Below are 25,086 nucleotides of genomic sequence, written 5' to 3' on the forward strand. Positions count from 1 at the left end.
CTTCGCGCCCGTTCACAAAAGTCCCAGTGAATCTCTGTTTTGTGTAGGGACGCGGCGCTGCGTGCTCAATATTCTTGCTCTCCATCGAGACGACGCGTCCGGTGCCAGCCCCGTGATCTGGCGCGGCGGACGCGAGATACCCAAAGGAGAAGCAGTTGGCAAAGAAAGTCCCGCTCAAGATCGCGATTGCCGAGCACCCGCATACCTCGGCCATCCGCAACGGCACCATTCCCATCGAAGGCGTGGATGCCGAATTCATCACGGTGCAGCCGCAGATCGGCGCCTTCCGCCGCATGGTGCGCGATGTCGAGTTCGATGTCTGCGAACTGGCGCCCACCACCTACATCATCGCCCGGGCCTACGGCGCGCCGTTCGTGGCGCTGCCGATCTTCGTGGTGCGCCGTTTCCACCACGGCGGGCTGCTCGTACGGCCCGACGCCGGCATCCGGCATCCGAAAGACCTCGAAGGCAAGCAGGTGGGCGTGCGCGCCTACTCGGTGACCACCGGCGTATGGACGCGCCAGGTGCTGATCGACGAATTCGGGCTCGATGCCTCGAAGGTGACCTGGGTGGTCGATGACGAAGAGCACGTGACGCAGCTGAAGCTGCCGTCGAACGTGATCCACGCTCCGGCTGGCACCTCGCTGGCCGACATGATGGCCAGCGGCGAACTGGTGGCCGGCTTTGCGGCAGCGGCCGGTATCGGCCGCATTGGCGCGCCGACCGGCGGCTGGAAGGAAGTCGAGGCCGATTACCCGGACCTGCTGCCCAACGCGGCAGAGCTGGAATCGGAGTACTACGCGCGTACCGGCGTCTATCCGATGCACGGGACCATCGTGGTCAAGGATTCGGTGCTGGCCGAGCACCCGTGGATTGCCAGGTCGATCTACGACGCCTTTGCGCAGGCCAAGCAGGAATGGCTGGCCCGGCTCGATGCCGGCGAGGCCACCAGCGCCAGCGACAGGAAGTACTTGGAGCTTCGCAAGATCGTCGGCCACGACCCGCTGCCGTACGGCCTGGCGGAGAACATCAAGACCATCGAAACGCTCGAAGCCACGGCTTTCAAGCAGGGCCTGACCCCGCGCCGCATGGCTGTCCACGAACTGTTCGTGGACCCACTGGCCCGCTGAACCCATACGGAAACGCATCATGATCATCGACTGCCACGGTCATTTCACGACCGTCCCCGCATCGTTCCGCGCCTGGCGCGCCAAACAGGTGGATAGCGCCGACGACATCGCCAACGCGCCGCCGCTGTCGGGCGCGCATGTGTCCGACGACGAGATCCGCGAAGGTGTTGGCAACGGCCAGCTTCGACTGCAGAAGGAGCGCGGCAGCGACCTGACGCTGTTCTCGCCGATTGCGGGCCTGATGAGCCACCACCTGGGCAACGAGCGCACCAGCCTGGAGTGGGCCGAGATTTCGAACGACCTGGTCTACCGCGTCACCGAGATGTACCCCGACAACTTCGCGCCGGTCTGCCAGTTGCCGCAGTCGCCCGGCGCAGATCCGGCCAACTGCGTCCCCGAACTGCGCCGCTGCGTGGAGCAGCTGGGCTTTGTCGGCTGCAACCTGAATCCCGACCCATCGGGCGGCTACTGGACCGGCAAGCCGATGACCGACCGCTCGTGGTATCCGCTCTACGAGGCGCTGGTCGACCTGGACGTGCCGGCCATGATCCACGTGGCGGCGTCGTGCAACCCGTGCGCCCATGGCACGGGCGCGCACTACCTGAATGCCGATACGTCGGCCTTCATGCAGCTGCTGCAAGGCGACCTGTTCAAGGACTTTCCCACGCTGCGCCTCGTGATTCCGCACGGGGGCGGTGCGGTGCCTTACCACTGGGGCCGATATCGCGGCATGTCGCTGGAAATGCGCGAGCGTCCGCTGGAGGGGCTGCTCGACAACGTGTTCTTCGATTCGTGCGTCTACCACCACCCCGGCGTGGAACTGCTGACCAAGGTGATTCCGTCCAGCAACGTGCTGTTCGGCTCGGAGATGATCGGCGCCGTACGCGGCAAGGATCCCGACACCGGCTTCAACTTCGACGACACCAAGCGCTACCTGGACGCCTGCGCGGCGCTCAGCGATGCCGACCGCCACAACATCTTCGAAGGCAATGCGCGCCGCGTGTACCCGCGCCTGGATGCCCGCCTGAAGGCACGCGCCACGCAGGGAGCCCTGGCATGACATCGCCACAGATCATCGATATCCACCCGCACATCATTTCCGACGACGAGAAACGCTATCCGCCGGCACCGCTGTTCGGCAAGCGCTCGGAATGGTCGAAGGAGCGGCCGACCACGGTCCAGACGCTGATCGCTGCAATGGATGCGGCCGGCGTTGCCAGGGCCGCGGTGGTGCATTCGTCCACCACGTACGGTTTCGACAACAGCTACGTGGTGGACGGCTGCAACCAGTATGCCGGCCGGCTGGTCGCGGTGGGCTCGGTCGACGTACTGCAGCCCGACGCGCCGCAGCGCATCCGCGAGTGGGTGGAGCGCGGCCTGGCCGGCTTGCGCCTGTTCACGGGCGGCAGCACAAAAGACTTCGATCCGAGCGAACTGGACGATCCGCGCGCATTTCCGGCCTGGGAGCTGTGTGGCGAATTGGGGCTGACGATGTGCATCCAGACCGGTCCGGTGGGGCTACCGCAGGTGACGGCGCTGGCGAAGCGCTTTCCCACGGTGCGCATCCTGCTCGATCACCTGGGCCGCCCCGAAGTGGCCGACGGCCCACCGTATGCGAACGCGCAAAGCCTGTTCGACCTGGCGGCGCTGGAGAACATCTACCTGAAGCTCACGCCCCGCATCTTCGGCGATGTGAAGAAAGAGCGCGCCAGCGCCGGGACGTTCTTCCCGCGCGTGGTGGAGGCCTTTGGCGCGGGACGTCTTGCCTGGGGGTCGAACTTCCCGACCTCGCCGGGCACGCTGGCCGAGATCCTGGCAACGGCGCGCGAAGGGCTGGCCTGCCTGAACGAGACCGAGCGCGCGTGGATCTTCGGCAAGACCGCGCAAAAGCTCTATCCGGGCCTGGCCTGATCTGCCCGCCCTTGCGGGGCGGCAGCGCAGCAGGGGGCAGGCCGCCGCCGATGGCGGCCTGCATGAAGCATCGCAGTACATTCCAAATAGAAGACATGGAGACAACCCAATCAACGCGGTCGCCATCGGCATCGCCATCGATCCAGCCGCCACAGCAGGCGCTGAGCCGGTGGACGATCCTGGCGCTGCTCGCCACCGGCGTACTGATTTCCTTTGTCGACCGCACCAGTATCGCGTCGGCGCTGGCCGATACGGCGTTCGTCAGGGAGTTCGGGCTGTCCAGCGTGGATCGCGGCTGGATCAACTCGGCCTTCTTCTGGTCGTACGGCCTGTTCCAGGTGCCGATGGGCTGGGTGGCCGACCGCTATGGCGTGAAATGGCCGTACGCGCTGTGCTTTGCCGCCTGGTGCGTGGCAACGGCGCTGATGGGCGCGGTCACCGCGTTGGCGGGGCTGGTGGCAATGCGGCTGATCATCGGCATGGCCGAAGCCATCGTCATTCCGGCCAGCTACCGCTGGATCCGCAACAACTTCGACGAAAGCCAGAACGGCCTGGCCGTGGGCATCCTTGCCATGGGCAACAAGTTCGGCCCGGCCATTGGCGCACCGGTCGGAGCCTGGCTGATCGTCAACTACTCGTGGCAGTTCATGTTCGTGGCGACCGGCGTGGTGGGCCTGATCTGGCTGGCGCCGTGGCTGCTGCTGGTGCGCAACGACTTTCCGTCCAAGGCGGAGCTGGCGGTGGCGCATCGCAGGGCCAGCGCGGTGTCGCTGGGCAGCATCCTGGCAAGCCCGGTGGTGTGGGGCGGCCTGATCACGAACTTCTGCTACGGCTACTTCACGTTCTACTGCATGAGCTGGATGCCGGCCTACCTGGTGGAGCAACGCGGTTTGTCGCTCAAGGAGTCGGGCGTCTACACGTTTGTCAGCTTCGCGGGCATTGCCATCGTGGCCGCCGTGGCGGGCTGGGCGGCGGACCGGATCATCGCCCGGGGCCACGACGCGGTGCGGGTGCGCAAGATCTTCATCATCGGCGGCTTTATCGGCGGCTGCACGGTGCTGCTGGGCGCCCAGGCCAGGTCGCTGGAGATGGCGCTGTTCTGGAACGTGCTGTCGCTGTCGCTGCTGGGCCTGACCACGGCCAACAACCTGGCGCTGTCGCGCCTGACCCTGATCCCGAAACCCGCCATCGGTCTGGTGACCGGCGTGCAGCAGGTGGCTACCAGCCTGGCCGGCGGCGTGGCGGCGAGCCTGTCGGGCTGGCTGCTGCATGTGAGCGGCAGCTACGACCTGCCGATGCTCGTGATCCTCGTCTTCCTGGTCATCGGCGCACTGGCTACCGCCATCCTGTTTCGCCCGGAATGGGCGCCACGGCTGACCGAGGCGCAGGAGCGCCCGCATGCGGCCGAGGCCTGAACACCCCTGAACCCATCAAACTTCTGAAGAATCGTTATGGCGAAAATCGTATTCGGGATGGCCGTGCCGCATAGCGGCATGCTCGGTCAGGCGCCCGAGGACTGGCTCAAGAACGGCGAGCGCGACCGCGCCAACCCCGAGCTGTGGTTCCGCAACCGTACCTGGACGTACCCTGAACTGGAGGCGCATCGCGAGGCTGCCTTCGAGAAATACCTGACGCTGGAAGAGCGCACCGCGCGGGCCGCGCGCTGCCGCGTGGCGCTGGACACCATGGCTGCCGCGTACCGCGAGGCCGATATCGACGTGGCGATCATCCTGGGCAAGGACCAGAAGGAGATCTTCACGGACTTCTCGCCGTCGATTGCGATCTACAGCGGCAAGGAAGTCCACAACGGGCCGCCGCAGCGCGCCGTCTACGCGCCCGATCACCATGTGGTGCACCCGTGCCATCCGCAGCTGGCGACCTACCTGATCGAATACTTCCAGCGCGAGAACTTCGACCTGACCGATCTGTTCGCCTGGCCCGACAACGTGTGGATGAAGCCGCTGCCCGAGTACCCGGTGGTGCCGCATGCGTACAGCTTTGTCTACCACCAGATCATGGGCGACAACCCGCCGCCGCATGTGCCGGTGATCATGAACTGCTTCTACCCGCCGACGCAGCCGTCGATGTCGCGTTGCATCGAGTTCGGCCGCGTGCTGCGCGACGCCATCGCGGCGTGGCCCGAAGACGTGCGGGTGGGCATCTTCGCATCGGGCGGGCTGTCGCACTTCGTCAACGACGAGGAATTCGACCACCGCATCATGAAGATGCTGGCCGATTACGACTACGACGGCCTGGCCGCCGTGGACAACCGCTCGTACCAGTCGGGCACCTCCGAGATCAAGCTCTACGTCAGCGTGATGAAGGCGCTGCAGGAAACCGGCGCCGCCATGACGCTGGTGGACTACGTGCCGTGCTGGCGCACGCCGGCCGGCACCGGCGAGGGCATGGGCTTCATGTACTGGAAGGCCTGACCGGCCTGGTTCACACATTCGTCAAGGAACAGACACCATGAGCGACAACCGCCTGAACGGCATCATCCGCGCCTTCGAATCGGGCAAGCCCGCCTACGCGGCATTTTCCAAGCTGGACAAGCAGACCGCCATCGAGATGAGCGATGCGCCCTATGACGGCGTCGTGTTCGAGATGGAACACAACCCGTACGACGTATCGGCGCTGGGCGATGCGCTGCAGTACATGCTGAACCGCAAGGCCATCGCCGAACGCGGCTCGATGGCGCCGGGCGTGACCCCGATTGCGCGCATCCCGGCCAACGGCGCCGAGATGAACCAGTCGTTCGCCAAGCAGGTGCTGGACCGTGGCTGCTATGGCGTGATCTGGCCGCACGTGTCGACGGTGGAGCAGGCCTACAATGCGGTGGCCGCCTGCCGCTATGCACGGCCGAAGCACGCGCCGCTGTACGAACCCAAGGGCATTCGTGGCGACGGCCCGGCCAACGCCGCGCGCTACTGGGGCCTGTCGATGCCCGAGTACTACCGCCGCGCCGACGTCTGGCCGCTGGCACCCGAGGGCGAGATCCTGGTGGGACTGATGTGCGAGAGCACCGAGGCCATCGAGAACCTCGACGACATGCTGGCGAACGTGCCCGGCATCGGTTTCATCCTGATCGGCGAAGGCGACCTGAGCCAGCAACTGGGCTTTCCGCGCCAGTATGACCACCCCGAGGTGGCCGACGCGATGCGCCAGATCGTGGAGACCTGCCGCAAGCACAACGTGGTGGTGGGCAATCCGCACGTCAATGCCAAGAACCACAAGCGGCTGCTGGAGGAGGGCTACCGCATGCTGATGTCGGCGCCGCTCAAGAGCTACGGCGTGGCCGGTGCGGCGCGCGAGATGGCAGGCTACTGATGGGGGCCGCCATGACTTCGGCTTCCAGCTCCGCCGTGATTGCCGCGCTCGATGGCGTGCCCACGCTGCGCACCAACCTGGCCGAGTACAAGGTCACGCAGGCGCTGCGCGACGGCCGCGTGTCGTCCGATCGGGTCAGGCTGGACTTCTGCGGCCCCACGCCCGCGCATAACGGCTTCAAGGCGATGGTGCGCGAGAACGCGTTCGATGCGGGCGAACTGGCCATCGTCACGTTCTTGCAGGCGAAGGCCTACGGCAAGCCGTACGTGCTGCTGCCTACGCCGATCTCGGGCCGCTTCCAGCATCACTGCGCCGGCTTCAATATCGATTTCGGCCATCTCGACCCGAAGGACATCGAGGGGAAGCGGGTAGGGGTGCGCACCTACACCCAGACCACCGCGCTGTGGATTCGCGGCATCCTGCGCCACGAATACGGCGTGGACCTGGACAAGGTCACCTGGATGACGCTCAACGATGGCCACCTGGCCGAGTACACCGATCCGGCCAACTGCCAGCGCCTGCCGAAGGGTTCGTCGATCCCCGACATGATGCTCGGCGGCGAGCTGGCGGCCGCGCTGCTGGGCGAGGACATGCCCCGGGACGCCCGTGTGCGCACGCTGGTTCCGAACGCGCAGGATGCCGCCCGCGACTGGTTTGCGCGCGAAGGCGTGGTGCCGATCAACCACATGTTCGTGGTGCATCAGGACATCTCGAAACAGCGGCCGGACATCGTGCGCGAGCTGTACCGGATGATCGTCGAGAGCCGGGCACAGGCCGAGGGCGGAGTGCCTGCCGTCTTTCCGCCCATCGGGCTCGAAGCCAATCGCAAGGGCATCCAGCTTGCCATCGACTGGGCGCTGGACCAGCGCATCATTCCGCGCCGCCTGTCGGTGGATGAGCTGTTCGACGACGTGACGGGCAGCCTGGGCTGACGCCGGCAGCGCACCGCAAGCGCACGGGGAGGGGGAAAGCCACACCAGAAAAAGAAGGGACGGCGCGCCGGCAGGCATGGCGGCGCGCCCGGCAACCATCCATAAATAAAAACAGAGGAGACAGAGAATGAAGCAAGGGATCGCCGCATGCGTATGCGGCGCGGCGCTGGTGACCACGCCCGCATGGGCGCAGGTCGGGCAGCAACCGCAGAACGTGCCGCAGCCGACGTCCATCACGCTGTACGGACTGGTGGACGTTGGCGTCGAGTACATCCACGGCGCGCAGACCGGACCCAATACCACGGGCAGCCAGATGCGCATGGGGTACGGCGGGGCACCATCGCGCTGGGGCGTCAAGGGTGTGGAGGACCTGGGTGGCGGACTCAAGGCGCTGTTCACGCTGGAGGGCGGCATCATGGTCGATACGGGCGGGCAGAGCCAGTCGCGCATGTTTGGCCGCCAGGCCTGGGTGGGGCTGCAGAACGACTGGGGCACCATCAGTTTCGGCCGCCAGTACACGATGCGCTACTACGGCATGCTCGATGCCGATATCTTTGCGGCGGCGTCGCAGGGCCTGGGTGTGCTCGATGCCGGCATTCCGAACGCCCGCGCCGACAACTCCATCTCGTACCGGGGCGCCTACGGGCCGATCAGCGGCGGCCTGAACTACAGCTTCGGGCGCGACGCGGCATCGGGCAACAACCCGGCCGCCACCAACTGCGCGGGCGAAGTGCCGGGCGACGCCAGGCAGTGCCGCGAGTATTCGGCCTACCTGAAGTACAACGGTGGCAACTGGGGCATTGTCAGCGCCTGGGAGCGCATCTATGGCGGCACGGCAGCCACGTACGGCGGCCTGGTCAACTCGGACCTGACCGACAGCCGCCTGACCGTCAACGGCTACCTGCAACTCGGCGAAACGCAACTTGGCGCCGGCTGGCTCAAGCGCATCAACGAAGGCAGCACCACACCCAGGAGCAACCTGTACTGGATCGTCGCGTCGCAGCCGGTCGCCAAGGCGTTCACGATCGACGGCATGGTGGCGATGAACAAGTTCGAGGAATCGCCCAACAAGGCCGTGCTTGTCACGCTGCGCGGCAGCTACACGTTCTCGAAGCGCACGCTGGTGTACCTGTCGGCGTCGATGATCAAGAACAGCGGCACGCTGGCGGCCCCGGTCAGCTCGAATCCGCCGGGCACGCCGCCGCTGCCGGGCGGCTCCGAACAATCCGTCATGGCCGGCATCCGGCACGTGTTCTAATGCAACGCGGGAGACAACACGATGAAAACAACACATAACATCCTGACCGCCATCGCGGTGGCGGCGGCAATGACCGCGCTGTCGGCCACGCCGGCGCAGGCCGGCTCCGCAACCAGGGGCGAGCTGCTGCTGAACCGCATCGGTCCGGTCAGTTCCGAACTCTATGTATCGAACGCCGATGGCACGGGCGAGCACAAGCTGCTGGGCACCACGGGCTTCGACTATCACGCCTCGTTTTCGAAGGACGGGCAGTGGGTGGTCTTCACGTCGGAACGTGACGGCCTGGGCCAGTCAAACCTGTTCCGCGTCAAGATCGACGGCACGCACCTGCAGCGGCTGACCGACCATATCGCCGTGGACGACCAGGCGGTGTTCTCGCCCACCGACGCGAATGTGATTGCCTTCGTGTCTTCGCGCAAGGGCGCCGACGGCTGGGCCACGGCAAATATCTGGACGCTGAATATCGCCACCGGCGCGTTGAAGAACGTCACCGGATCGCTGCCGTTCGACCCCAGCAAGCCGCATGGTTACTTCCGGCCGTCGTGGTCCCCGGACGGGCAATGGCTGGCATTCTCGTCCGACGTGGGTACCGACTGGCGCGGCCACGACCTGCCCAACGGCTGGGAGCGTACGCAGGAAAGCGCGATCTACGTGATTCGGCCCGATGGCTCCGGTTTCAGGAAAGTTGCCAGCAACCCTGGCTATGCGGATGGATCCCCCACCTGGTCGCCCGATGGCGCGAGCCTGGTGTTCTACGAGTCGACGCAGGAAGCCACCTGGGGCGCGCACCGTCCGGAGCTGATCAACGCGGTCAGTTCGCAGGTGGTGTCGGTGAACGTCCTGACGCTGGAGAAGACGACGCTGACCTCGGGGCCGGGTTACAAGGTGTTCCCGCAGTACCTGGACGGCGGCACGATTGCCTGGCACGTGAAGGGCGGGGCGACGGAAGGCATCTACACCACGGCGGGGGCATTCCGTTCTACAGCCGGCAGTGGCCTGCGTTCGCCGCACTATTCGGCCGATGGCCTGCGCATGGTCTACGAGAAGGTGGCATTCCAGCCGGCGCGGACCAACGGCACGACGCTGTACAGCTTCGACCGCAACTGGGAATACAAGTACACCGACGTGTTCCCTCAACTGTCGCGCGACCGCCAGAAGCTGGTCTACACGGAAAAGGCGATCAATGGCTCCATCGCCACGATCAACCCCGATTTCACGGGCTATACCCGCATCTATGACCCCGTCACCAGCGGTGTGGATCCGGCGCTGATCGCCAAGGGGCTGGCGGGGGCCTTCCAGCCCACCTGGTCGCCCGACCGCAAGTGGGTGGCGTTCGGGGTGGGCCAGTGGTTCCTGACGCGCGCCGCAGGCCCGGGCCGCATCGCCCGCATCAAGACCGACGGCAGCATGAACGGCGTGCCGGAATTCCTGACCGACGGCACCATCAATTCGGGCTTCCCGAGCTATTCGCCGGACGGCTCGAAGCTGGTCTACCGCGTGTGGAGCCCGACCGAAGTGGGCTTGCGCATCATCGACGTGAACACGCGCGCCATCACCACGCTGACTACCGAGCCAGACAACACGCCGGGCTGGTCGCCGGACGGCAGCCGGATCGTCTTCACGCGCAAGCTGGTGGATCCGTCGAACCCCAACCGGTACAACTATGACGTGTTCACGATCCGCCCCGACGGCACCCAGCTGACCCGCCTGACCACGCACGGCGCCAACGATGGCCACGCGGTCTGGACGTGGGACGGCCGCATCCTCTACAACTCGGGCATCTACGGCTACCGCGACGAAGTGGCGCTCTACGACTTCACGTTCCAGCCGGACGGCCAGAACTGGCTGATGAACGCCGACGGATCGGACAAGAAGCCGTTGACCGATACGGTCTGGGAAGAGGCCATGCCGTTGTTCGTCCCCAGCCATTGAATCCTGTCGATGTAGCGATAGTGCTTTGGGCGCCGTGCTTGCACGGCGTTTTTTTTTATTGCGGCGCGCATCGCCCAAAAAAAACGCCCGCCGAAGCGGGCGCTGCCGTAGGGGAACGGAAGGCCCTCAGAAATGCACCTCCGTCACCAGCATCACCTGCGACCGCATGGTGCCCGGCGCCTCGCTCGACGGCGTGCCGAACATGTTGTGCCAGTACTCGTAGCCGGGTCCCATGTAGACCACGCGCGGATGGCCGGCCAGGGCGCCGACGTCGAGCAGCAGCGATGTGCGCATCAGCAGTTCGGTCTTGGTCTCGGTATGGAAGCCGTCCTTGCCCTTGGGGCCGGTCAGGCTGACGAAGCCCTTGAAGACCAGCGGCGCCGATGCCACGTGGAATGGCACGTTCCAGGTGCTTTCGGCGTGGAAGGCCGTGGAGTAGGTGACGTCGGTGTGCGAGATGCCGTTGTGGTTCGATTCGGTGCGCAGGCCCAGCATCACGTTCCAGAAGCCGCGCGGCACGGCGAAGTCGATGGACGGGCCCAGGATGAACATCCGCGCCCGGTTGCCGAATGCATCGTTCTTGGCGCTGAAGTCGAAACCGGTGACCAGGCCGGCATCGTGGATCACGCCGTAGTCCAGCGGGCGGCCCAGGATCTTGCTGGCGCTCCACTCGACACGGCCGACGCTGTAGATTTCCTGCGCGCCGCCGGTGCCGTTGGCCTCGGGGTTGTTCTTGTCAGAGACCAGGTATTCGACGTTGAAGAAGTAGCTGCCGTACTTGAAGCCACCCACGGTGTTCAGGAAGCCGATGTTCTGCACGACCTTGTGGTCGCTGCCCGGAAAGTACGAATTTGGCGCCCAGCGGTAGCCAAGGTAGGTATCGTTCCAGTTGACCGGCTGGACGTATCCGGACGGCGGTGCGTTCGGGGCGGGTGCGGGAATATCCTCGGCATGGCCGGGAGTCGCAAGGCAGCAGGCCAGGGCAAGGCCAAGCGCGGCGCTTTGCGCCGTTCTGATGTTGGGTGTCATGTCTCCGTCCGTTGGACTGGTATGGGTATCGACGGCCAGGGTCGTGATCGACTCTTGTACTGGCCGGCACACACGGCGCGATGCCTGCGTGCCATCGCATGGTAGGGAAGGTGCGCGCGCGTGCCTCTACACAAAACGCAGATTCGCTGGCACTTTTCGCGCAACCGGGGAACGTGTGGGCGATAATGCGTGACAGAGTGCCTCTTTGATCCGAACATGCCTGCATCGACACCGTCCGCGACCTCTGCCAAGGTGGCCGGCACCGCCGCCTTCTCGAAGTTCATGGAAGTCCTGCAGCTCGTGGCCGACGCCGACGAACCGATGACGGTGGCCGGGCTGGCGCGCGTGTCGGGCTATCCGCGTCCCACGGTCTACCGCATCGTGGCGGCATTGGTGGCGGAGGGGATGCTGCAGGAACATCCGGCAACCGGCGTGCTGGCGTTGGGCACGCGGCTCATGCAGCTCGCGAGCCGCAGCTGGTCGCGCTCGGACCTGCGCCTGGCCGCGATGGACGCGCTCAAGGCGCTCCGCGACCTGACCGGCGAGACCGTGCATCTGGCCGTGCCGAACGACACCACGATGATCTATATCGAGAAGCTGGAGAGCACCAGCGCGGTACGCATGGCATCGCGCATCGGCACGTCGGTATCGATGCACTCGACGGCGGTCGGCAAGGCCTACCTGAGCGCGCTGCAGCCCGCCGCACGCGATGCGCTGATCGCCCGGCTGACCTTTACACGCTATATGCCCGATACGATCATGACGCCCGATGCGCTGAGGGCGCAGGTGGAGCAGTTCCGGCTGCAGGGATGGTCGGTCGATGCCGAGGAGAACGAGGCGGGCATCTATTGCTTCGGCGCGCCCGTGGTCGATCCGCAGGGGCAGCCGGTGGCGGCGGTCAGTGTCAGCACGCTGCGCTTCCGCCAGAAGCCCGATCCCGACGCGGCCTATGTGAAGCCGCTGATCGAAGCCTGCCGCGAAATCTCGCGCCGCGTGGCCGAGGCGCCGGCACTGGCCGCTGCGCGGAATATGTGAGAGGACGGATGGCTCCCCTCTCACGCATGCGGGAGAGGGGCCAGGGGGAGAGGGCAGGCGGCTCAACCCGCGACGATTGCAAATTCAAAGGCACTGCCTTCTTCCCGCCCCTGTTGCATTGCATGGAAGGACGAAGAAGCCCATCGCGGCTTCAAGCCACCAGGTATCCTCCATCCACCGGCAGGATCACCCCGGTCATGAATGCCGCGGCGGGCGAGCACAGGAAGGCCACCACGTCGGCGACATCGCGCGGTGTGCCCCAGCGGCCCAGCGGCGTGCGCGAGAGGATCGGTTCGGTGCGCGCCGGGTCGTTCTGCAGTGCCTGGGTCAGCGGGGTGGCAATCCAGCCTGGCGCTACGGCATTGACGCGGATACCCTCCTGCGCGTAGGCCAGCGCCAGCGACTTGGTCAGCTGTGCCACGCCACCCTTGCTGGCCGCGTAGCCCGGCACCAGCGATCCACCGAAAAAGCTCAGCATCGATGCCGTATTGACGATGGTGCCGCGCCGTTGCGCCAGCAGCGGCCGTGCGGCGCTGCAGATGCGCATGGTGCCGGTCAGGTTCACGGCCAGTACCTGCGCAAAGACGTCCGGGTCGTGCTCAGCCCCGCGCCGGATAATGCCGGCGCAGTTCACGACGATATCGAGCGCATCGAAGCTGCCCACCAGGTCGGCTACGTCGCCTTCCTTGCTGACGTCGGCGATTTTCACGTCGATGCCGGCGGCCAGCGAGCCGTCGCCACGATCGATGCCGCTGGCGGTGACCCGCGCGCCCAGTTCGGCCAGCCGGTTGGCCACGCCCGCGCCAATCCCCTGCGTCGCGCCCGTGACCAGCGCGCGCCGGCCTTCGAAGAGTCGGGAGTCAAAAGTCATTGGCGCATTCCGAACTTGGCGATCAGCGATTTGAAATACGCGTCGTCTTGGGCGATGGCCGCCTTGAACTCGTCCTGGTCGGCATAGGCGTAGCCCAGGTTCTGCTTGTCGAGCGTTTCACGCAGCGCGGGCTCCCTGGCCGTGGCTGCCGCCGCCGCGCGCAGCACCTTGACGACTTCGGGCGGGGTGTTGGCCGGCGCCGCGATGCCGCGCCATGTTTCGAGGGGGCATTGGTTTGATGTCCATTATATGGACATTTTGACTACGATATGGACGTTCAAGGCCATCGTAGTCGTCGCGCAAAGCCGCCTGAAAGTGGGAGTTTCCCTATTTCAGAGCCGTCAGGGTCAATACAAAAGCGAATGATTGCTGTTGCGTATTGGGAACGCCCAGGCGGCCGGCAGGGTCGCGATTGGTACAAAGTATTGCAATCGCTACATGTACTATGGTTACAATCTAAACGTTTGCTTACAATGTGCTGTTGTAGCAAATCGAATAAAAACTAAACAAAACTACGGGGTGGTTGTTTAATGCGTGTTTTGGTTCATTTGGTATTTACGGCAGTTCTAGGTCTGGCCGCCTGCGCCCAGGCGCCGGAATCGCAGCTGTCGCGGTCGCCGACGGTGCGCCTGTGCAATGGCAATGCCTGCTCGGAGCAGGACCGGCGCGTCGCCACCTTTACCCCGGCAGGCCCCACCGAATCCGATCGCCGCATGCAGGCGCTGGCGGAAAAGGCAGAGGGCAATCCGAATGCGGCCTATGACCTGGGCCTGCGCCTGCTGCGCGGCGACGGCGTCGAGCGCAACACCTACCAGGCGCTGGAATGGATGCGCAAGGCCGGTGACAACGGCCATGTGCAGGCGCAGTTGGCGCTGGGCCGCCTCTATCTGATGGGCTTCGAGGAAATGGGCTCCGACCCGGCCGAAGCCGAGGCATGGCTGACCCGTGCCGCCTCCAAGGGCAACAAGGAAGCCGCGGCGCTGATTCCGCAGGCCCAGGCCGCCAAGAAGGATGAGCAGGCCCTGTACCGCGTGCGCGAGGCCTACCGCACGTCGTGGTACGCGTGGTACAGCGGCTATCCGTATTACTGGGTCTGGGGCCCCTCCGGCTGGTACCAGCGCTAAGCGCCGGGCGCCATTTCTTCCCTCCCTGACTTTTCCTTTCACTTCCGTCAACAGGAACGCGAATTCATGTCCAAGAAGATCTCTCTGCGCGCGGCTGCACTCGCCGCGTCACTGGTGCTGGCCGGCTGTGCCAACATGGGTGGTGGCTCGATCAGCACCGGCACGGCGCCTACGGCTGCCACCGGCGCAGCAGGCGGCGCAACCAGCGTGAACGCCAACCCGACGCTGGAGCGTTGCGATACGCCGCTGGGCACGCTGGCCGTTGACGATGGTCGTGGCAAGGAATGGTATGCAAGCTTTGGCGCCACCACGAAGATCACGACCATCGAGCCGCTGATCCGCCTGGCCGTGCAGCAGTCGAACTGCTTCGTGATCACCTCCGTGGGCAACAACCGCACGGAAAGCAAGCTGTCGAACATCACCGACAAGCAGCGCAACTCGGGCGAATTCCGCGCCGGTTCGAAGCAGCAGAAGGGCCAGCGCGTGGCCGCCGACTACTACATGGAACCGGCCATCATCATCGACAACGACCCCACGGGCCAACTCGCCGCCGGCGTGGGCAGCCTGTTCGGCAGCGTTGGCGCGCTGGTTGGCGGTGCCATGGCGAGCAAGGCTTCGGTCGTGACGCTGACCATGTTCGACATCCGCTCGGGCGTGCAACTGTCGATCTCGGAAGGCAATGCCACGGCGACGAACTTCGGCGCGGCACTGGGCGCGTTCGGCGGTGGTGCAGCCGGCGGCCTGGGTGGCTTCTCGCGTACGCCTGAAGGCAAGGCCACCGTGGCGGCATTCATGGACGCCTACAACAACATGGTGGTGTCGCTGCGCAACTACAAGGCGCAGGAAGTCAAGGGCGGTCTGGGTCGCGGCGGCCAGCTGAAGGTCGGCTCGTAATCCTGCCGGACAATCTCCCGCGCCGGGTCCCGTTTGCAGCAACACGGGGACCCGAGCGCGGGGGGATCTGCCAGGGCCAGGCCCTGGCATCCCGTTCCTTCCGTTTCTCCCCGCCCCCCCCGCAGCCGTTTCAGCCTTCGGCCGGTGCCACGTTGGCGCCCTGGATGTTGTGCTTCTGCAAGGCAGCGGCCACCTGGCCCGATGCCTTCATCTCCTCGACGAATTTCGCCAGATAAGCCGCCGCAGCCTCGCCGCGCGACTTATGCACGCCCATCGCCTGGCGGATCACCATGAAGCGCTCGCCCAGCAGGCGCAGCCCGCTCATGCCGGCAGTGTCGGCCTCCAATTGCTGCTTCACGCCGGCGGCCACGTCGAGTTGTTCTTCCAGAAAGGTCTTTACCACGGTCTGCGACGACGGCGCGCGCACAATCTCGGCGTGCTGCAGTTCGCGCGTCAGGTAGAGGTCATAGGCGCTACCCTTGCCAACCACCACCCGCGTACCAGCACGGTCGACATCGGCATTGGCGCGCACCGGCGAATCGTCGCGCACCATGTAGTAGCCCTCGATGAGCACATACGGCGCCGTGAACGCAATGGTGGCGCCGCGCTTGGGGTCGATGGCGAAGAAACCGATATCGGCCTCCTCGTTCGAGACCACATCCACCGACTTGCCGGCCGTCTCCACCACCACCAGTTCCAGCTTCACGCCAAGCCGTGCGGCCAGCGCCGTCGCCAGTTCCACGGAGACGCCGCCGGCACTGCCGCCGTCCTTGCGATGCGCCAGCACCGGGTTACCCAGGTTGATCGATGCGCGCAGCACGCCGGTCGGGGCGAAGGCATCGAGAATGGCCTTGTCAGCAGTCATGTCGTTCCTTGGTTGTTACATTCAGCATCCTCCATGTTTCGCGCCATGTTTTCCAGCAGCAGTCGCACGACCAGGCGCAGCCGCGTCTGCGGCGTACCCGGCATGACGCGCTGATCGACCTGATATAAAGTGATTCAAGAGGCTCAATTAGGGCCGTCGAGAAGGAAGCATGTCGCGCGTCCCACGCCTTGCATCGGCTGTCCGCGCATGAAAAGGCAATCAGGGTTGGCCTTCGGGCCAATGGAGCGCCGCTCGGGTGGGCAGTAGAGTGCATCGCATCAACGGCGCCCACCGTGCGGGAGATATCGATGATCCGGCCCTTGCGCTTCACTGTCCTGGCGAGTCTGGCTTCCGTGCTGCTGGCGGGGTGCAATACCGCGCCCATCCCGCCCGGCAAGTCGGTATCCGTGCAGGCGGCGCTCGACACCATTACGCGCGACATGTGCGCGTTCCGCCAGAAGTTTGCGCAGTCGCCACAGGGCGCCGCCGTCGACAGCTATACCGTCGAACTGGTGCTGACCGTCGATGCCGAACGGCAGCCGCCGGTGGCCGTGGCCCCCGATATCGCGTTCATGCCAACCGTGACCTACGGCAACACGCTGATGATGGCAAAGGACAGCCGGCTGATGGTGACCTTCCGCAATACCGACCAGGGCGGGGCGACCAACTGTCCCACTCAGTAAGGCGGGGCGGAAGACTGCGCGACGACCGGCACGGCGACCGACATCACGCGCCACGCGGCGCCATGGCCTGACAGCGTGGTGAGCGTCAGCGGAGCGACATCGAGTTGCATGGCGGCTCGCGCCGGTGCCCCCATCGCCTGCACGACAACGGCGCGGATCACGCTGGCATGGGTCACGGCCAGCGTATGGCCGGGTTCGTGGCGCGACAGCCACAGGCCGGCACGGTCGATGACTGCTGCCAGCGACTCGCCACCGTGCGCATTCATCTCCGGATCGGACAGCCATGCGGCCAGCGCGTCGGGTTCGGCGGCGCCGATTTCCTTGAGCGACCGCCCGCGCCAGCGTCCGTAGTCCACTTCCCGCAAGGCATCTTCCACCGTGGCAGTCAGGCCCAGGGCCCGCGCCGTGTCGCGCGCGCACGCCATCGGGCTGCACAGCACGCGGTCTGGCCGGCCGGGTTTGCCGGCCCACCCGGCCAGCTGGACGAGATTGTCTGCATCGAGCCCGTCGTCGGCGGGAAAGTACCCGGCACGCAGGGCGGCCGTGGCGGGTACACAGAGCAGGGTGAGGCGGCGGGGCATGACGTCTGGCAGCGGGCTGGGTGGTAACTGGATGATGGCGATTAGGTGGATCGGCAGTCCCTCGACTAGAATGCACGCACTCCGACGAGAGGAAGCCGGTGAGATTCCGGCACGGTCGCGCCACTGTATTCCGGCCTGCCTGCGTGATATCGCGGGCAGCGCTGGCAAGTCAGACCTTCTCCTCGGGCACATCGATCCATCACGGGACGCGTCATCCTCAAGGAGAATCCTCATGCACGCAAGCGCTACTGCAAGCGCCACCCTTGCGCCGGCCATTGCGCCGAACCTCGCGCCGGTCACGATTCCCGTTCGCGAACTGCTGCCCTGGGCCATCTTCGGCGGCATGCTGCTGCTTCTGGCGATCTACTTCGTGGGTGTGGAAGAGGGCGCCGCCGCCATCTTCAATACCATGTACGTGCACGAGTTCGTGCACGACGGCCGCCATCTGCTTGGCTTTCCCTGCCACTGAGAAGGCCCCTTCATGGTGAGAAGTCTGCTGGTCCGCGGCATGATCGCGGGCTTTGTGGCCAGCCTGCTGGCCTTTGCGTTCGCTCGCGTGGTGGGTGAACCGCAGGTGGAGGCGGCCATCGCCTTCGAGGAACAGGCCACCCATGCGATGGGCGGCAGCCATGCGCACGAGATGCCCGAACTGGTCAGCCGCGACACGCAGTCGGGCGTCGGCCTGTTTGTCGGGCTGGGCGTGTTCGGCGCCGCGCTGGGCGGATTGTTCGCGCTGGTCTTCGCGTTCGTCCACGGCCGCATGGGCGCCTTGGGGGCGCTGGGTCCACGGGCAACCTCGGCGCTGCTGGCGCTGCTTGGCTATATCGCGATCGTGCTGGTGCCGTTCTTCAAGTACCCGCCGAATCCGCCGGCCATCGGCGATCCGTCGACCATCGGCCTGCGCACGGCGCTGTTCTTTTCGATGATCGCCGTGTCGCTGGCGGCCATGGTGGTGGCGGTGGTGGTGGCTCGCCGGCTGGCCGCGCGCCGGGACGGCTGGACCGTGGGCCTGGCCGCCGGCGCGATCTTCGTGGTGCTGGGTGCGCTGGCACATGCGCTGCTGCCCGAGATCAACGAGGTGCCCGAGCATTTTCCGGCCACGCTGCTGTGGCAATACCGCGTGGCGGCGTTCGGCATCCAGGCGGTGCTGTGGGCGGCGCTGGGCATTGTGTTCGCCCATCTGGCCGAACCGGTGATGGCGCCGCGCCGTCGCGCATAGCGCGCAGGGCCGGCGGCTGGCTGGCCCGCGTCCTACATCGATGCGATCTGCGCCTCTTCGGCCGCGGACACAAAGCGCCGCTGTCGCATCCACTTGGTAGCCACCCATTTTTCGCCTCGCGCAACCGGGGCCGCGGCGTGAAGCGTCTTGCCGTCGAGCTGCCCGTTGCTGTCGCAATACTCGAAGTACACCGCATTGCCCTTGCGCGGCACCACCATCAGGCCAATTTCCGGAAACACCGTTTCGCCGCCTTCTTCCACATCGTTCAGGTAGATCACCATGGTGCTCACGCGCTGGCCGCTGCGCGCGATCGATGCCTGGTTGGCCGCGTTGTTTGGCATCAGGAAGTCAAAATGGGGCCGGCTCTCGGCACCGGGCCGGTATTGCAGCACCTGCAGGCCCTCGCCGTGTTCCATGGGCAACTGCATCAGCGCCGATACACGCGTGTCGATGGCTGCCAGCAGCGCGGACTCGGCCAGCTGGAAGAACATGCCCTGGCTGCTGCGGTCGGCGCTGACCACATGCGCGCCGGTACGCGGGTCGACGATGGTCGATGGCGCCAGGCGTGGGCATGCCGCCGCCATTAGCGCATCGCATTCCGCATGACTGAGCACGCCTTCGAGCACGGCCACCACAGGTTTTTCCGTGCGCGACAGGACGTGCACTTCACGATCGCCGCCGCGAAGCACAGAAGCATACGGCAGCCTGGGCACGGCCGGCGCCATCGGCATCCGTTCGACGGTGATCTGGCCTTCGGGCAACGGCCCGCCGTCGTGCAACACGCGCGCAAAGGCATCCACCAGCGCGCGGGCCACGGCCGGATCGAACTGCCGTGACACCAGCGCTTCGGCGATCTCCGGTGCCTTACCGCCACGCTTCAGCGCCCCCACGATCCAGTCGCGCAGTTCAGGCGAGAAATGGAGCGTCGCCATCTGGCGGGGTGCGTTGTCGGAGTGCGGGGCGGGGTGCATGAGCGGGATTCCTCCACGAGTCGCAAGGACGGATGAAAACGGGGCGGCCGCAAGTATTGCGCCGTGGCAGCTGCCCTGGCAACCGTGTGTCCGCTTTGTATCGGGATTCGTCGCGTCGAAATCTTCTGTAACTTGATACATCAAGCATTCCACGAAATCGTCACATTCAATTTCTAGCATCTGGCCCGCTGCACATGGTTGGGGACGGCTTTCGCGCTGTCGCCGGCCCGGAGCCTTCCTGCGCAGGCGGCGCGCCCGCCAGCACCATCGCGACGGGGCAACCTCTGGTGCGGCGCTCAAGAGACTCTCCTCGAGACCCACTTATAACCATCGCGCGATTACCGGCGAGCCAGAACCATGCACCCAAACAAAACTACCTACGTCCCCTTGCTTACCGCGCTGGCGGCTGCTGCGCTGCTGACCGCCTGCGGCGGCGATGACACCGCCACCACGTCGACGGGCACCACCGGCAACGGCGGTACCACGCAGACCGTGAGCGGCGTCGTGGGCGGCGCGGCCGTCAAGAACCCGACCGGCGTGGCCAATTCGTCGGCCACCGGCGTCGACTACGCCAAGAGCACCACCGGCGACAACGTTGACCAGACGTTCGTGCCCGTGACCTATGCCAACGCCACGGTCTGCGCCGATACCAACAGCAATGGCGTGTGCGATACCGGCGAGGCTGCCACGCGTACCGACGCCAACGGCCGCTTCACACTGGCCACGCCGGCCGCAAGCCTGGTGGCCGTGGTGGGCACCGATGCGTCGTTTGTCGACCCCGTGGCTGGCAATACCAAGGTGGCCAGCAAGATGATCCTGCGCAGTGCCGCCGAACAGGCTGCGGCCGGTACGGACGTGGTCATCAGCCCGCTTTCCACCGAGGCGGTGCGCCTGACGGAATCGGAATCGATGAAGTTCGCCGATGCCAAGGCCGCTATCGCCGGGCGCCTGAGCTTCACCGGCGGCACGGCCGATGTCGCCATCAACGCCGACGATGTGGTGGCGTTGCCGGGTTCGCTGGCCAGCGCGGCCGCCACCAAGGCGCTGCTGGTCGAGGACAACACGCTGGCCGCCCGCTACACGCAGGCCACCACGATCCTGGATCGCGGCTACGCCAGCGACAGCGCTGCAGACCCGGTGACCTCGCAGAAGGCTGCACAGGACGCCGCGTTCAACCCCGAAGGCATTCCGCGCTACGACCACCTGTTCGTGGTGATCTTCGAGAACCACAGCAACCAGACCATCGACAACGCGGCCTACCCGAACTTCTACAAGTACCTGCACACGGAAGGCAACAAGGCGGCCAACTACTTCTCGACCGGCAATCCCAGCGAGCCGAACTACATCTCGCTGGCCAGCGCCGATGACTGGGGCGTGGCCGACGACAACGCATGGAACTGCCTGCCTGCCGGCGACACGGCCAACCAGCCGACCGACGTCTACGTGCCGGTCACGGCGAGCAATGCCGATACCAAGGTCCACAACCTGAAGGGCCGCCGCAACATGTTCACGGCGCTCTACAAGGCCGGCATGGCGGCGCGCGTGTACAGCGAGTCGATGAACCCGGGCCAGGATCCGCGCAAGGACGGTGTGGCCAATGCATCGATCACGGGGCCGAACCCCACCTCGGGCGCCTCGGAGACGATGCCTGCCGGCTTGTACAAGACCAAGCACCACCCGGCAGTCAACTTCGACGACGTGCGCAACCGCCCGGACTTTTTCAAGAACCTGAACCGCACGGTGAGCGGCGGCCAGTGGGATGCGTCGATCGTCAGCTACGCGGCGGCCAACAGCATCACGTGGAACACGCACCAGTTCGAGGATGACCTCAAGAGCGGCGATATCGGCGCGCTGAACTACATCGTGCCGGACCAGTGCGACGACATCCACGGTGTGGGCACCTGCTCGTCGACCAATATCGCGCGTGGCGATGCGTACGCCAAGTACCTGGTGGACCAGATCCAGGCATCGCCGGTCTGGAAGAACACCAGCCGCCGTTCGGCCATCGTGATGCTGTTCGACGAAGGCAGCAGCTTCTTCGGCAGTTCGTCGTGCTGCGGCTGGAATGTGGGTGGTGCCTCCACCAGCGGTGCGCCACTGGGCGAGGGAATCACCACGGCCGTTCCGCGCTACAACGGCGGCAACAAGGGCGACGGCCCGACCATCTTCGCGCTGCTGACCAACCAGCCCGGCGCGCCGAAGCAGATCGTCGATTCCGACGCCTACAGCCACTTCTCGTTCGTGCGCACGATGCAGGACATGTTCGGCCTGGCAGACCCCGCAGTGCCGACGTCGTACATGAACCGCTCGAAGTACACCGAGCAGTACATCGCCGACAACCTGGCGAACCTGGCAGAGTACTCGGGCAGCGCCAATACGCACTTCGACTCGGTTCGCCCGATGAACCACAAGTATGTGGTCAAGGCCGGCGACCTGCAGTCGGGCGGTAGCGTGGCCGGCGGCAGCGGCAGCGGTTCGGTGGGCTCCGGCAACAACACGGCCACGGGCCCGGATGCTACCCAGACCAATATCTGGGCGATCAAGTCGTAAAGCGTCAGAGCCCTGGGCAAGCCACCGGCCACGGCCGGGTGGCTTGCCGTGTTCAAACCGACAATGGATGGCGGCTGCCACCGCCCACCCTCATCATGCGTGTTCTTCCACTTGCCGCGCGCTGCTGCGCGGTATTGCTTGCCGTGGCGCTGGCTGCCTGCCAGCCTGCCACCGATTCCGGCAAGCCGGCCCGGACGGCCCAGACGGGCGCGTCCGGCCACAAGGCCCCGGCGCAGCCTGGCGCCGTGCAGCCCGTGTCGGCTACCGTGGCCGCCGCGCCGGCATCGCCGCTGTCGCCCGCCGCGCAGGCCGGCGCCAGGCTGTTCTTCGATCCATCGCTCTCGGGCTCGGGCAAGATGTCCTGTGCCACCTGCCACGACCCCAACCACGCCTATGGGCCGGCCAATGACCTGTCGGTGCAGCTGGGCGGCACCGATGGCAAGCAGCCCGGCACGCGCGCCGTGCCGACGCTGATGTACAAGGAGTACACCAACGCCTATTCCGACACGTTCGAGAACCCCGACATGATCAGCCCGCCCGGACCCGGCGGCGGCCTGACCTGGGACGGCCGCGCCAACACCATCGCCGAGCAGGCCGCGATTCCGCTGCTGGCGCCCAACGAGATGGCGGCAGCCAGCAAGGCGGCCGTGGTCGGTGCCGTGCGCAACGGTGCCCACGCAGATGCGTTCCGCCAGGCCTATGGCCAGAACGTGTTCGACGATACCGACAAGGCGTTTGCGCTGGTGGGCGCGGCGCTGCAGGCGTTCCAGATCGAAGATCGCAGCTTCCACCCGTACAGCAGCAAGTTCGACCGCTACCGCACCAACAAGGTGGGCGGCGCGCTGAACGATGCCGAGATCCGCGGCCTGCGCGTGTTCATGGACCCCACCAAGGGCAACTGCATGGCCTGCCACCTGCTGGGCGGCGGCAACGACGGCAGCCAGGACATGACCAGCGACTACTCGTTCGCCGCCATCGGCGTGCCGCGCAATATGGACATTCCGGCCAACGCCGATCCGAAGTACTTCGACCTGGGCTTGTGCGGGCCGCTGCGCACCGACCATCGCCCCGGCAAGGACCGCGGAGCGGCAGCCACCTGCGGCATGTTCAAGACGCCGGTGCTGCGCAATGCCGCCACGCGCCACGCGTTCATGCACAACGGCGTGTTCCGGTCGCTGGAAGAGGTGGTCCGCTTCTACAACACGCGCGATACGTCGCCGGACAAATGGTATCCGCGCGATGCACGCGGCAAGGTTGCCAAATTCAACGACCTGCCTGCGAAATATCGCGCCAACCTGGACGACCAGATGCCGCTGGACCAGCGCCGCGCCGGCAGCCAGCCGCCGATGACGGATCAGGAGATGCATGACCTGATCGCCTTCCTGAACACGCTCACCGACGGCTACGTCGCGCCGATCAATGCTGCCGACAGCGATGCGCATGGCCACACGGTGGCGAATGCTTTTGCCGATGCCAACGCGCAGAAGGCCGCCTCGACCCACTGATACCCCGAGTCATACGATGAAACCGATTCTGCTGACCGCCGCGCTGACAGCGGCCACGAGCCTGCTGCTGGCGGGCTGCAACACGCCAGACGCCGCCACCGAAGCCAACTTCAGCGCCGCGCTGGACAAGCACCTGACCGCGCATGGCGATCTCTGCATTGGCCGCCACCAGTGGCCGGTGGACGTACCCGACCTGCCTGTTGCCGCGCAGATGCGCGATGGCATCCAGATGCCGGCCCTCGAACATGCGGGGCTGGTCTCGCATGTCAGCGCCGAGATGACGCTGCATCATCAGAACGGGGAGGACGAGAAGGTCAAGGCGTTGCGCTATGACCTGACCGACAAGGGGCGCCAGTACGTCAACGACAGCCCGCACACGGCTGCGCATGGCGCCAGCGCCAGCCAGCCGGACCTTTGCTATGGTCGCGTGCGGCTGGCGAAGGTCACGGGCTGGGACAAGCCGCAAAAGACCGACGAAACGCCTGTCCGCCTGACCACCACCGTCCGCTATACCTACACGCTGGAACCGGCGGCGTGGGCCAGCGATGCGTCGGTGCAGGGCGCGTTTCCGGTGCTGGCGCGGGTGGTCAGGGGCAGTGGCAAGCTGGAGCTGAAGCAGGCGATGGTGGCCACCGGCGGCGGCTGGCAGCCGCTCTAGGGCTGGTCCGGCCCGGTTATCGACCAGTTATCGACCAGGTTATCGACCAGCCTTCAGTCCGCGCGGGCCGCTCAGCCCGCGCTGTACACCTCGCTCGGGGCCACGTGGATGTAGACGCCGCTGGCCTGTTGCGTACCGGGCATCAGCACGCGCAGCGGCATCGTGGCGCCGTTCAGCGCTTCAAGGAACGTCCAGTTGACGGTCTGGCCACCGGCACGGATGGCGACCGATTCCCCCGATGCCACGGTGACGTAGCGCGTGTCCGGCTCGATCGTGATGGTGCGGCCGACGGTCTGCACGGGCGCCGGGCTGCCGAACAGGGCGGCTTCGTGGCTGACGGGGGTAGGGGCGGGGGCGCTCCAGGCCAGCATGGGGGCGAGAAGCAGGGCAGGGATCAGGAGAGTCTTCGAGGTCATGATGGTGTGTTGTTGTGATCGGCTCCGTTCGAGCCGTACGGAAAGGCTACGCCTCCGCTTGCAATTCCCAAAATGACTTGAATTCACGAAATACAGTCGCAAAACGAATGTGACATCGAATGCGGTGGCGGCCGGATGGTGCGCTGCCGCACCCCGCGAAAGGCGGGTGTGGGCACGATACAACCCGGCCGCAAG

Annotated in this window: 25 protein-coding genes; 18 read left to right on the forward strand and 7 right to left on the reverse strand. The window is 65.8% G+C overall.

All coding sequences use genetic code 11. The features are described 5' to 3' along the window. Positions 1-155: 155 nt before the first annotated feature. The 9 genes from ACOABP_RS15165 (at position 156) to ACOABP_RS15205 (ending at position 10,490) form a co-directional block, all read left to right on the forward strand. On the forward strand, positions 156-1,130 hold the full coding sequence (locus tag ACOABP_RS15165) for a PhnD/SsuA/transferrin family substrate-binding protein (RefSeq protein ID WP_474225900.1): 975 nt from the start codon (positions 156-158) through the stop codon (positions 1,128-1,130). Positions 1,131-1,149: 19 nt separating this feature from the next. Then, complete coding sequence (locus ACOABP_RS15170) at positions 1,150-2,190, forward strand: amidohydrolase family protein (protein WP_474225902.1); 1,041 nt, start codon at positions 1,150-1,152, stop codon at positions 2,188-2,190. Further along, positions 2,187-3,041 (forward strand): amidohydrolase family protein, encoded by an 855-nt coding sequence (locus tag ACOABP_RS15175; RefSeq protein ID WP_474225903.1) that lies wholly within the window; start codon positions 2,187-2,189, stop codon positions 3,039-3,041. The genes ACOABP_RS15170 and ACOABP_RS15175 overlap by 4 nt, the downstream gene beginning before the upstream one ends. Positions 3,042-3,136: 95 nt before the next feature. Further along, entirely contained in the window at positions 3,137-4,456 is a 1,320-nt protein-coding gene (locus ACOABP_RS15180) for an MFS transporter (RefSeq protein ID WP_474225904.1), read from the forward strand. A gap of 36 nt (positions 4,457-4,492) precedes the next feature. Next, a complete protein-coding gene (locus tag ACOABP_RS15185) occupies positions 4,493-5,473 on the forward strand; it encodes a DODA-type extradiol aromatic ring-opening family dioxygenase (RefSeq protein ID WP_066738674.1) in 981 nt (326 codons plus the stop codon). A 37-nt stretch (positions 5,474-5,510) separates the two neighbouring features. After that, complete coding sequence (locus tag ACOABP_RS15190) at positions 5,511-6,368, forward strand: HpcH/HpaI aldolase family protein (RefSeq protein WP_474225905.1); 858 nt, start codon at positions 5,511-5,513, stop codon at positions 6,366-6,368. 11 nt (positions 6,369-6,379) lie between these two features. Continuing rightward, positions 6,380-7,300, forward strand: coding sequence for a substrate-binding domain-containing protein (locus tag ACOABP_RS15195; RefSeq protein ID WP_474225906.1), 921 nt, complete (start codon positions 6,380-6,382; stop codon positions 7,298-7,300). Between the two features lie 127 nt (positions 7,301-7,427). Then, positions 7,428-8,558: a porin gene (locus ACOABP_RS15200; RefSeq protein WP_474225907.1), complete on the forward strand. Its 1,131-nt coding sequence runs from the start codon at positions 7,428-7,430 to the stop codon at positions 8,556-8,558. A gap of 21 nt (positions 8,559-8,579) precedes the next feature. Next, on the forward strand, positions 8,580-10,490 hold the full coding sequence (locus ACOABP_RS15205) for a hypothetical protein (RefSeq protein ID WP_474225909.1): 1,911 nt from the start codon (positions 8,580-8,582) through the stop codon (positions 10,488-10,490). A 126-nt stretch (positions 10,491-10,616) separates the two neighbouring features. On the opposite strand, the gene ACOABP_RS15210 is transcribed toward ACOABP_RS15205, so the two are convergent. Further along, a complete protein-coding gene (locus ACOABP_RS15210; protein WP_474225910.1) occupies positions 10,617-11,519 on the reverse strand; it encodes a hypothetical protein in 903 nt (300 codons plus the stop codon). Between the two features lie 216 nt (positions 11,520-11,735). On the opposite strand from ACOABP_RS15210, the gene ACOABP_RS15215 reads away from it, so the two are divergent. Next, complete coding sequence (locus ACOABP_RS15215) at positions 11,736-12,554, forward strand: IclR family transcriptional regulator (protein WP_474225912.1); 819 nt, start codon at positions 11,736-11,738, stop codon at positions 12,552-12,554. 151 nt (positions 12,555-12,705) lie between these two features. Here the strand turns inward: ACOABP_RS15215 and ACOABP_RS15220 are convergent, their stop codons facing one another. Beyond that, entirely contained in the window at positions 12,706-13,425 is a 720-nt protein-coding gene (locus tag ACOABP_RS15220; RefSeq protein ID WP_474225914.1) for an SDR family NAD(P)-dependent oxidoreductase, read from the reverse strand. Then, positions 13,422-13,592: a hypothetical protein gene (locus ACOABP_RS15225; RefSeq protein ID WP_474225916.1), complete on the reverse strand. Its 171-nt coding sequence runs from the start codon at positions 13,590-13,592 to the stop codon at positions 13,422-13,424. Before ACOABP_RS15225 ends, ACOABP_RS15220 begins: the two co-directional genes overlap by 4 nt. Before the next feature lie 363 nt (positions 13,593-13,955). On the opposite strand from ACOABP_RS15225, the gene ACOABP_RS15230 reads away from it, so the two are divergent. After that, a complete protein-coding gene (locus ACOABP_RS15230) occupies positions 13,956-14,549 on the forward strand; it encodes a tetratricopeptide repeat protein (protein ID WP_474225917.1) in 594 nt (197 codons plus the stop codon). A gap of 66 nt (positions 14,550-14,615) precedes the next feature. Continuing rightward, a complete protein-coding gene (locus ACOABP_RS15235) occupies positions 14,616-15,443 on the forward strand; it encodes a hypothetical protein (protein ID WP_474225918.1) in 828 nt (275 codons plus the stop codon). 130 nt (positions 15,444-15,573) lie between these two features. Here the strand turns inward: ACOABP_RS15235 and ACOABP_RS15240 are convergent, their stop codons facing one another. Further along, positions 15,574-16,308 (reverse strand): ABC transporter substrate-binding protein, encoded by a 735-nt coding sequence (locus ACOABP_RS15240; protein ID WP_474225919.1) that lies wholly within the window; start codon positions 16,306-16,308, stop codon positions 15,574-15,576. A gap of 308 nt (positions 16,309-16,616) precedes the next feature. Here ACOABP_RS15240 and ACOABP_RS15245 point away from each other — a divergent pair, with 308 nt between their 5' ends. Further along, positions 16,617-16,991, forward strand: coding sequence for a hypothetical protein (locus ACOABP_RS15245; RefSeq protein ID WP_474225921.1), 375 nt, complete (start codon positions 16,617-16,619; stop codon positions 16,989-16,991). Here ACOABP_RS15245 and ACOABP_RS15250 read toward each other — a convergent pair. Beyond that, positions 16,985-17,572 (reverse strand): histidine phosphatase family protein, encoded by a 588-nt coding sequence (locus ACOABP_RS15250; protein WP_474225923.1) that lies wholly within the window; start codon positions 17,570-17,572, stop codon positions 16,985-16,987. The two genes, ACOABP_RS15245 and ACOABP_RS15250, sit on opposite strands and share 7 nt — an antisense overlap. A 232-nt stretch (positions 17,573-17,804) precedes the next feature. Between ACOABP_RS15250 and ACOABP_RS15255 the strand changes: the two genes are divergently transcribed. Continuing rightward, positions 17,805-18,041 carry a CbtB domain-containing protein gene (locus ACOABP_RS15255; RefSeq protein WP_474225925.1) on the forward strand — a complete coding sequence of 79 codons (237 nt, stop codon included), beginning with the start codon at positions 17,805-17,807 and terminating at the stop codon, positions 18,039-18,041. Positions 18,042-18,053: 12 nt separating this feature from the next. Further along, positions 18,054-18,791, forward strand: coding sequence for a CbtA family protein (locus ACOABP_RS15260; RefSeq protein WP_474225926.1), 738 nt, complete (start codon positions 18,054-18,056; stop codon positions 18,789-18,791). 32 nt (positions 18,792-18,823) lie between these two features. Here ACOABP_RS15260 and ACOABP_RS15265 read toward each other — a convergent pair whose 3' ends face one another. Next, a complete protein-coding gene (locus ACOABP_RS15265; protein WP_474225927.1) occupies positions 18,824-19,762 on the reverse strand; it encodes a 2OG-Fe(II) oxygenase in 939 nt (312 codons plus the stop codon). A 357-nt stretch (positions 19,763-20,119) separates the two neighbouring features. Here ACOABP_RS15265 and ACOABP_RS15270 point away from each other — a divergent pair, with 357 nt between their 5' ends. The 3 genes from ACOABP_RS15270 to ACOABP_RS15280 all read left to right on the forward strand — a co-directional run bounded on the left by ACOABP_RS15270 (position 20,120) and on the right by ACOABP_RS15280 (position 24,475). After that, entirely contained in the window at positions 20,120-22,312 is a 2,193-nt protein-coding gene (locus ACOABP_RS15270) for an alkaline phosphatase family protein (protein ID WP_474225929.1), read from the forward strand. A 95-nt stretch (positions 22,313-22,407) separates the two neighbouring features. Beyond that, complete coding sequence (locus ACOABP_RS15275; protein WP_474225931.1) at positions 22,408-23,817, forward strand: cytochrome-c peroxidase; 1,410 nt, start codon at positions 22,408-22,410, stop codon at positions 23,815-23,817. A gap of 16 nt (positions 23,818-23,833) precedes the next feature. After that, a complete protein-coding gene (locus ACOABP_RS15280; protein ID WP_474225932.1) occupies positions 23,834-24,475 on the forward strand; it encodes a hypothetical protein in 642 nt (213 codons plus the stop codon). A gap of 71 nt (positions 24,476-24,546) precedes the next feature. Here the strand turns inward: ACOABP_RS15280 and ACOABP_RS15285 are convergent, their stop codons facing one another. Continuing rightward, positions 24,547-24,891 (reverse strand): CzcE family metal-binding protein, encoded by a 345-nt coding sequence (locus ACOABP_RS15285; protein WP_474225934.1) that lies wholly within the window; start codon positions 24,889-24,891, stop codon positions 24,547-24,549. Between the last annotated feature and the right edge of the window lie 195 nt (positions 24,892-25,086).

The organism is Cupriavidus sp. HE11, from assembly GCF_056097175.1.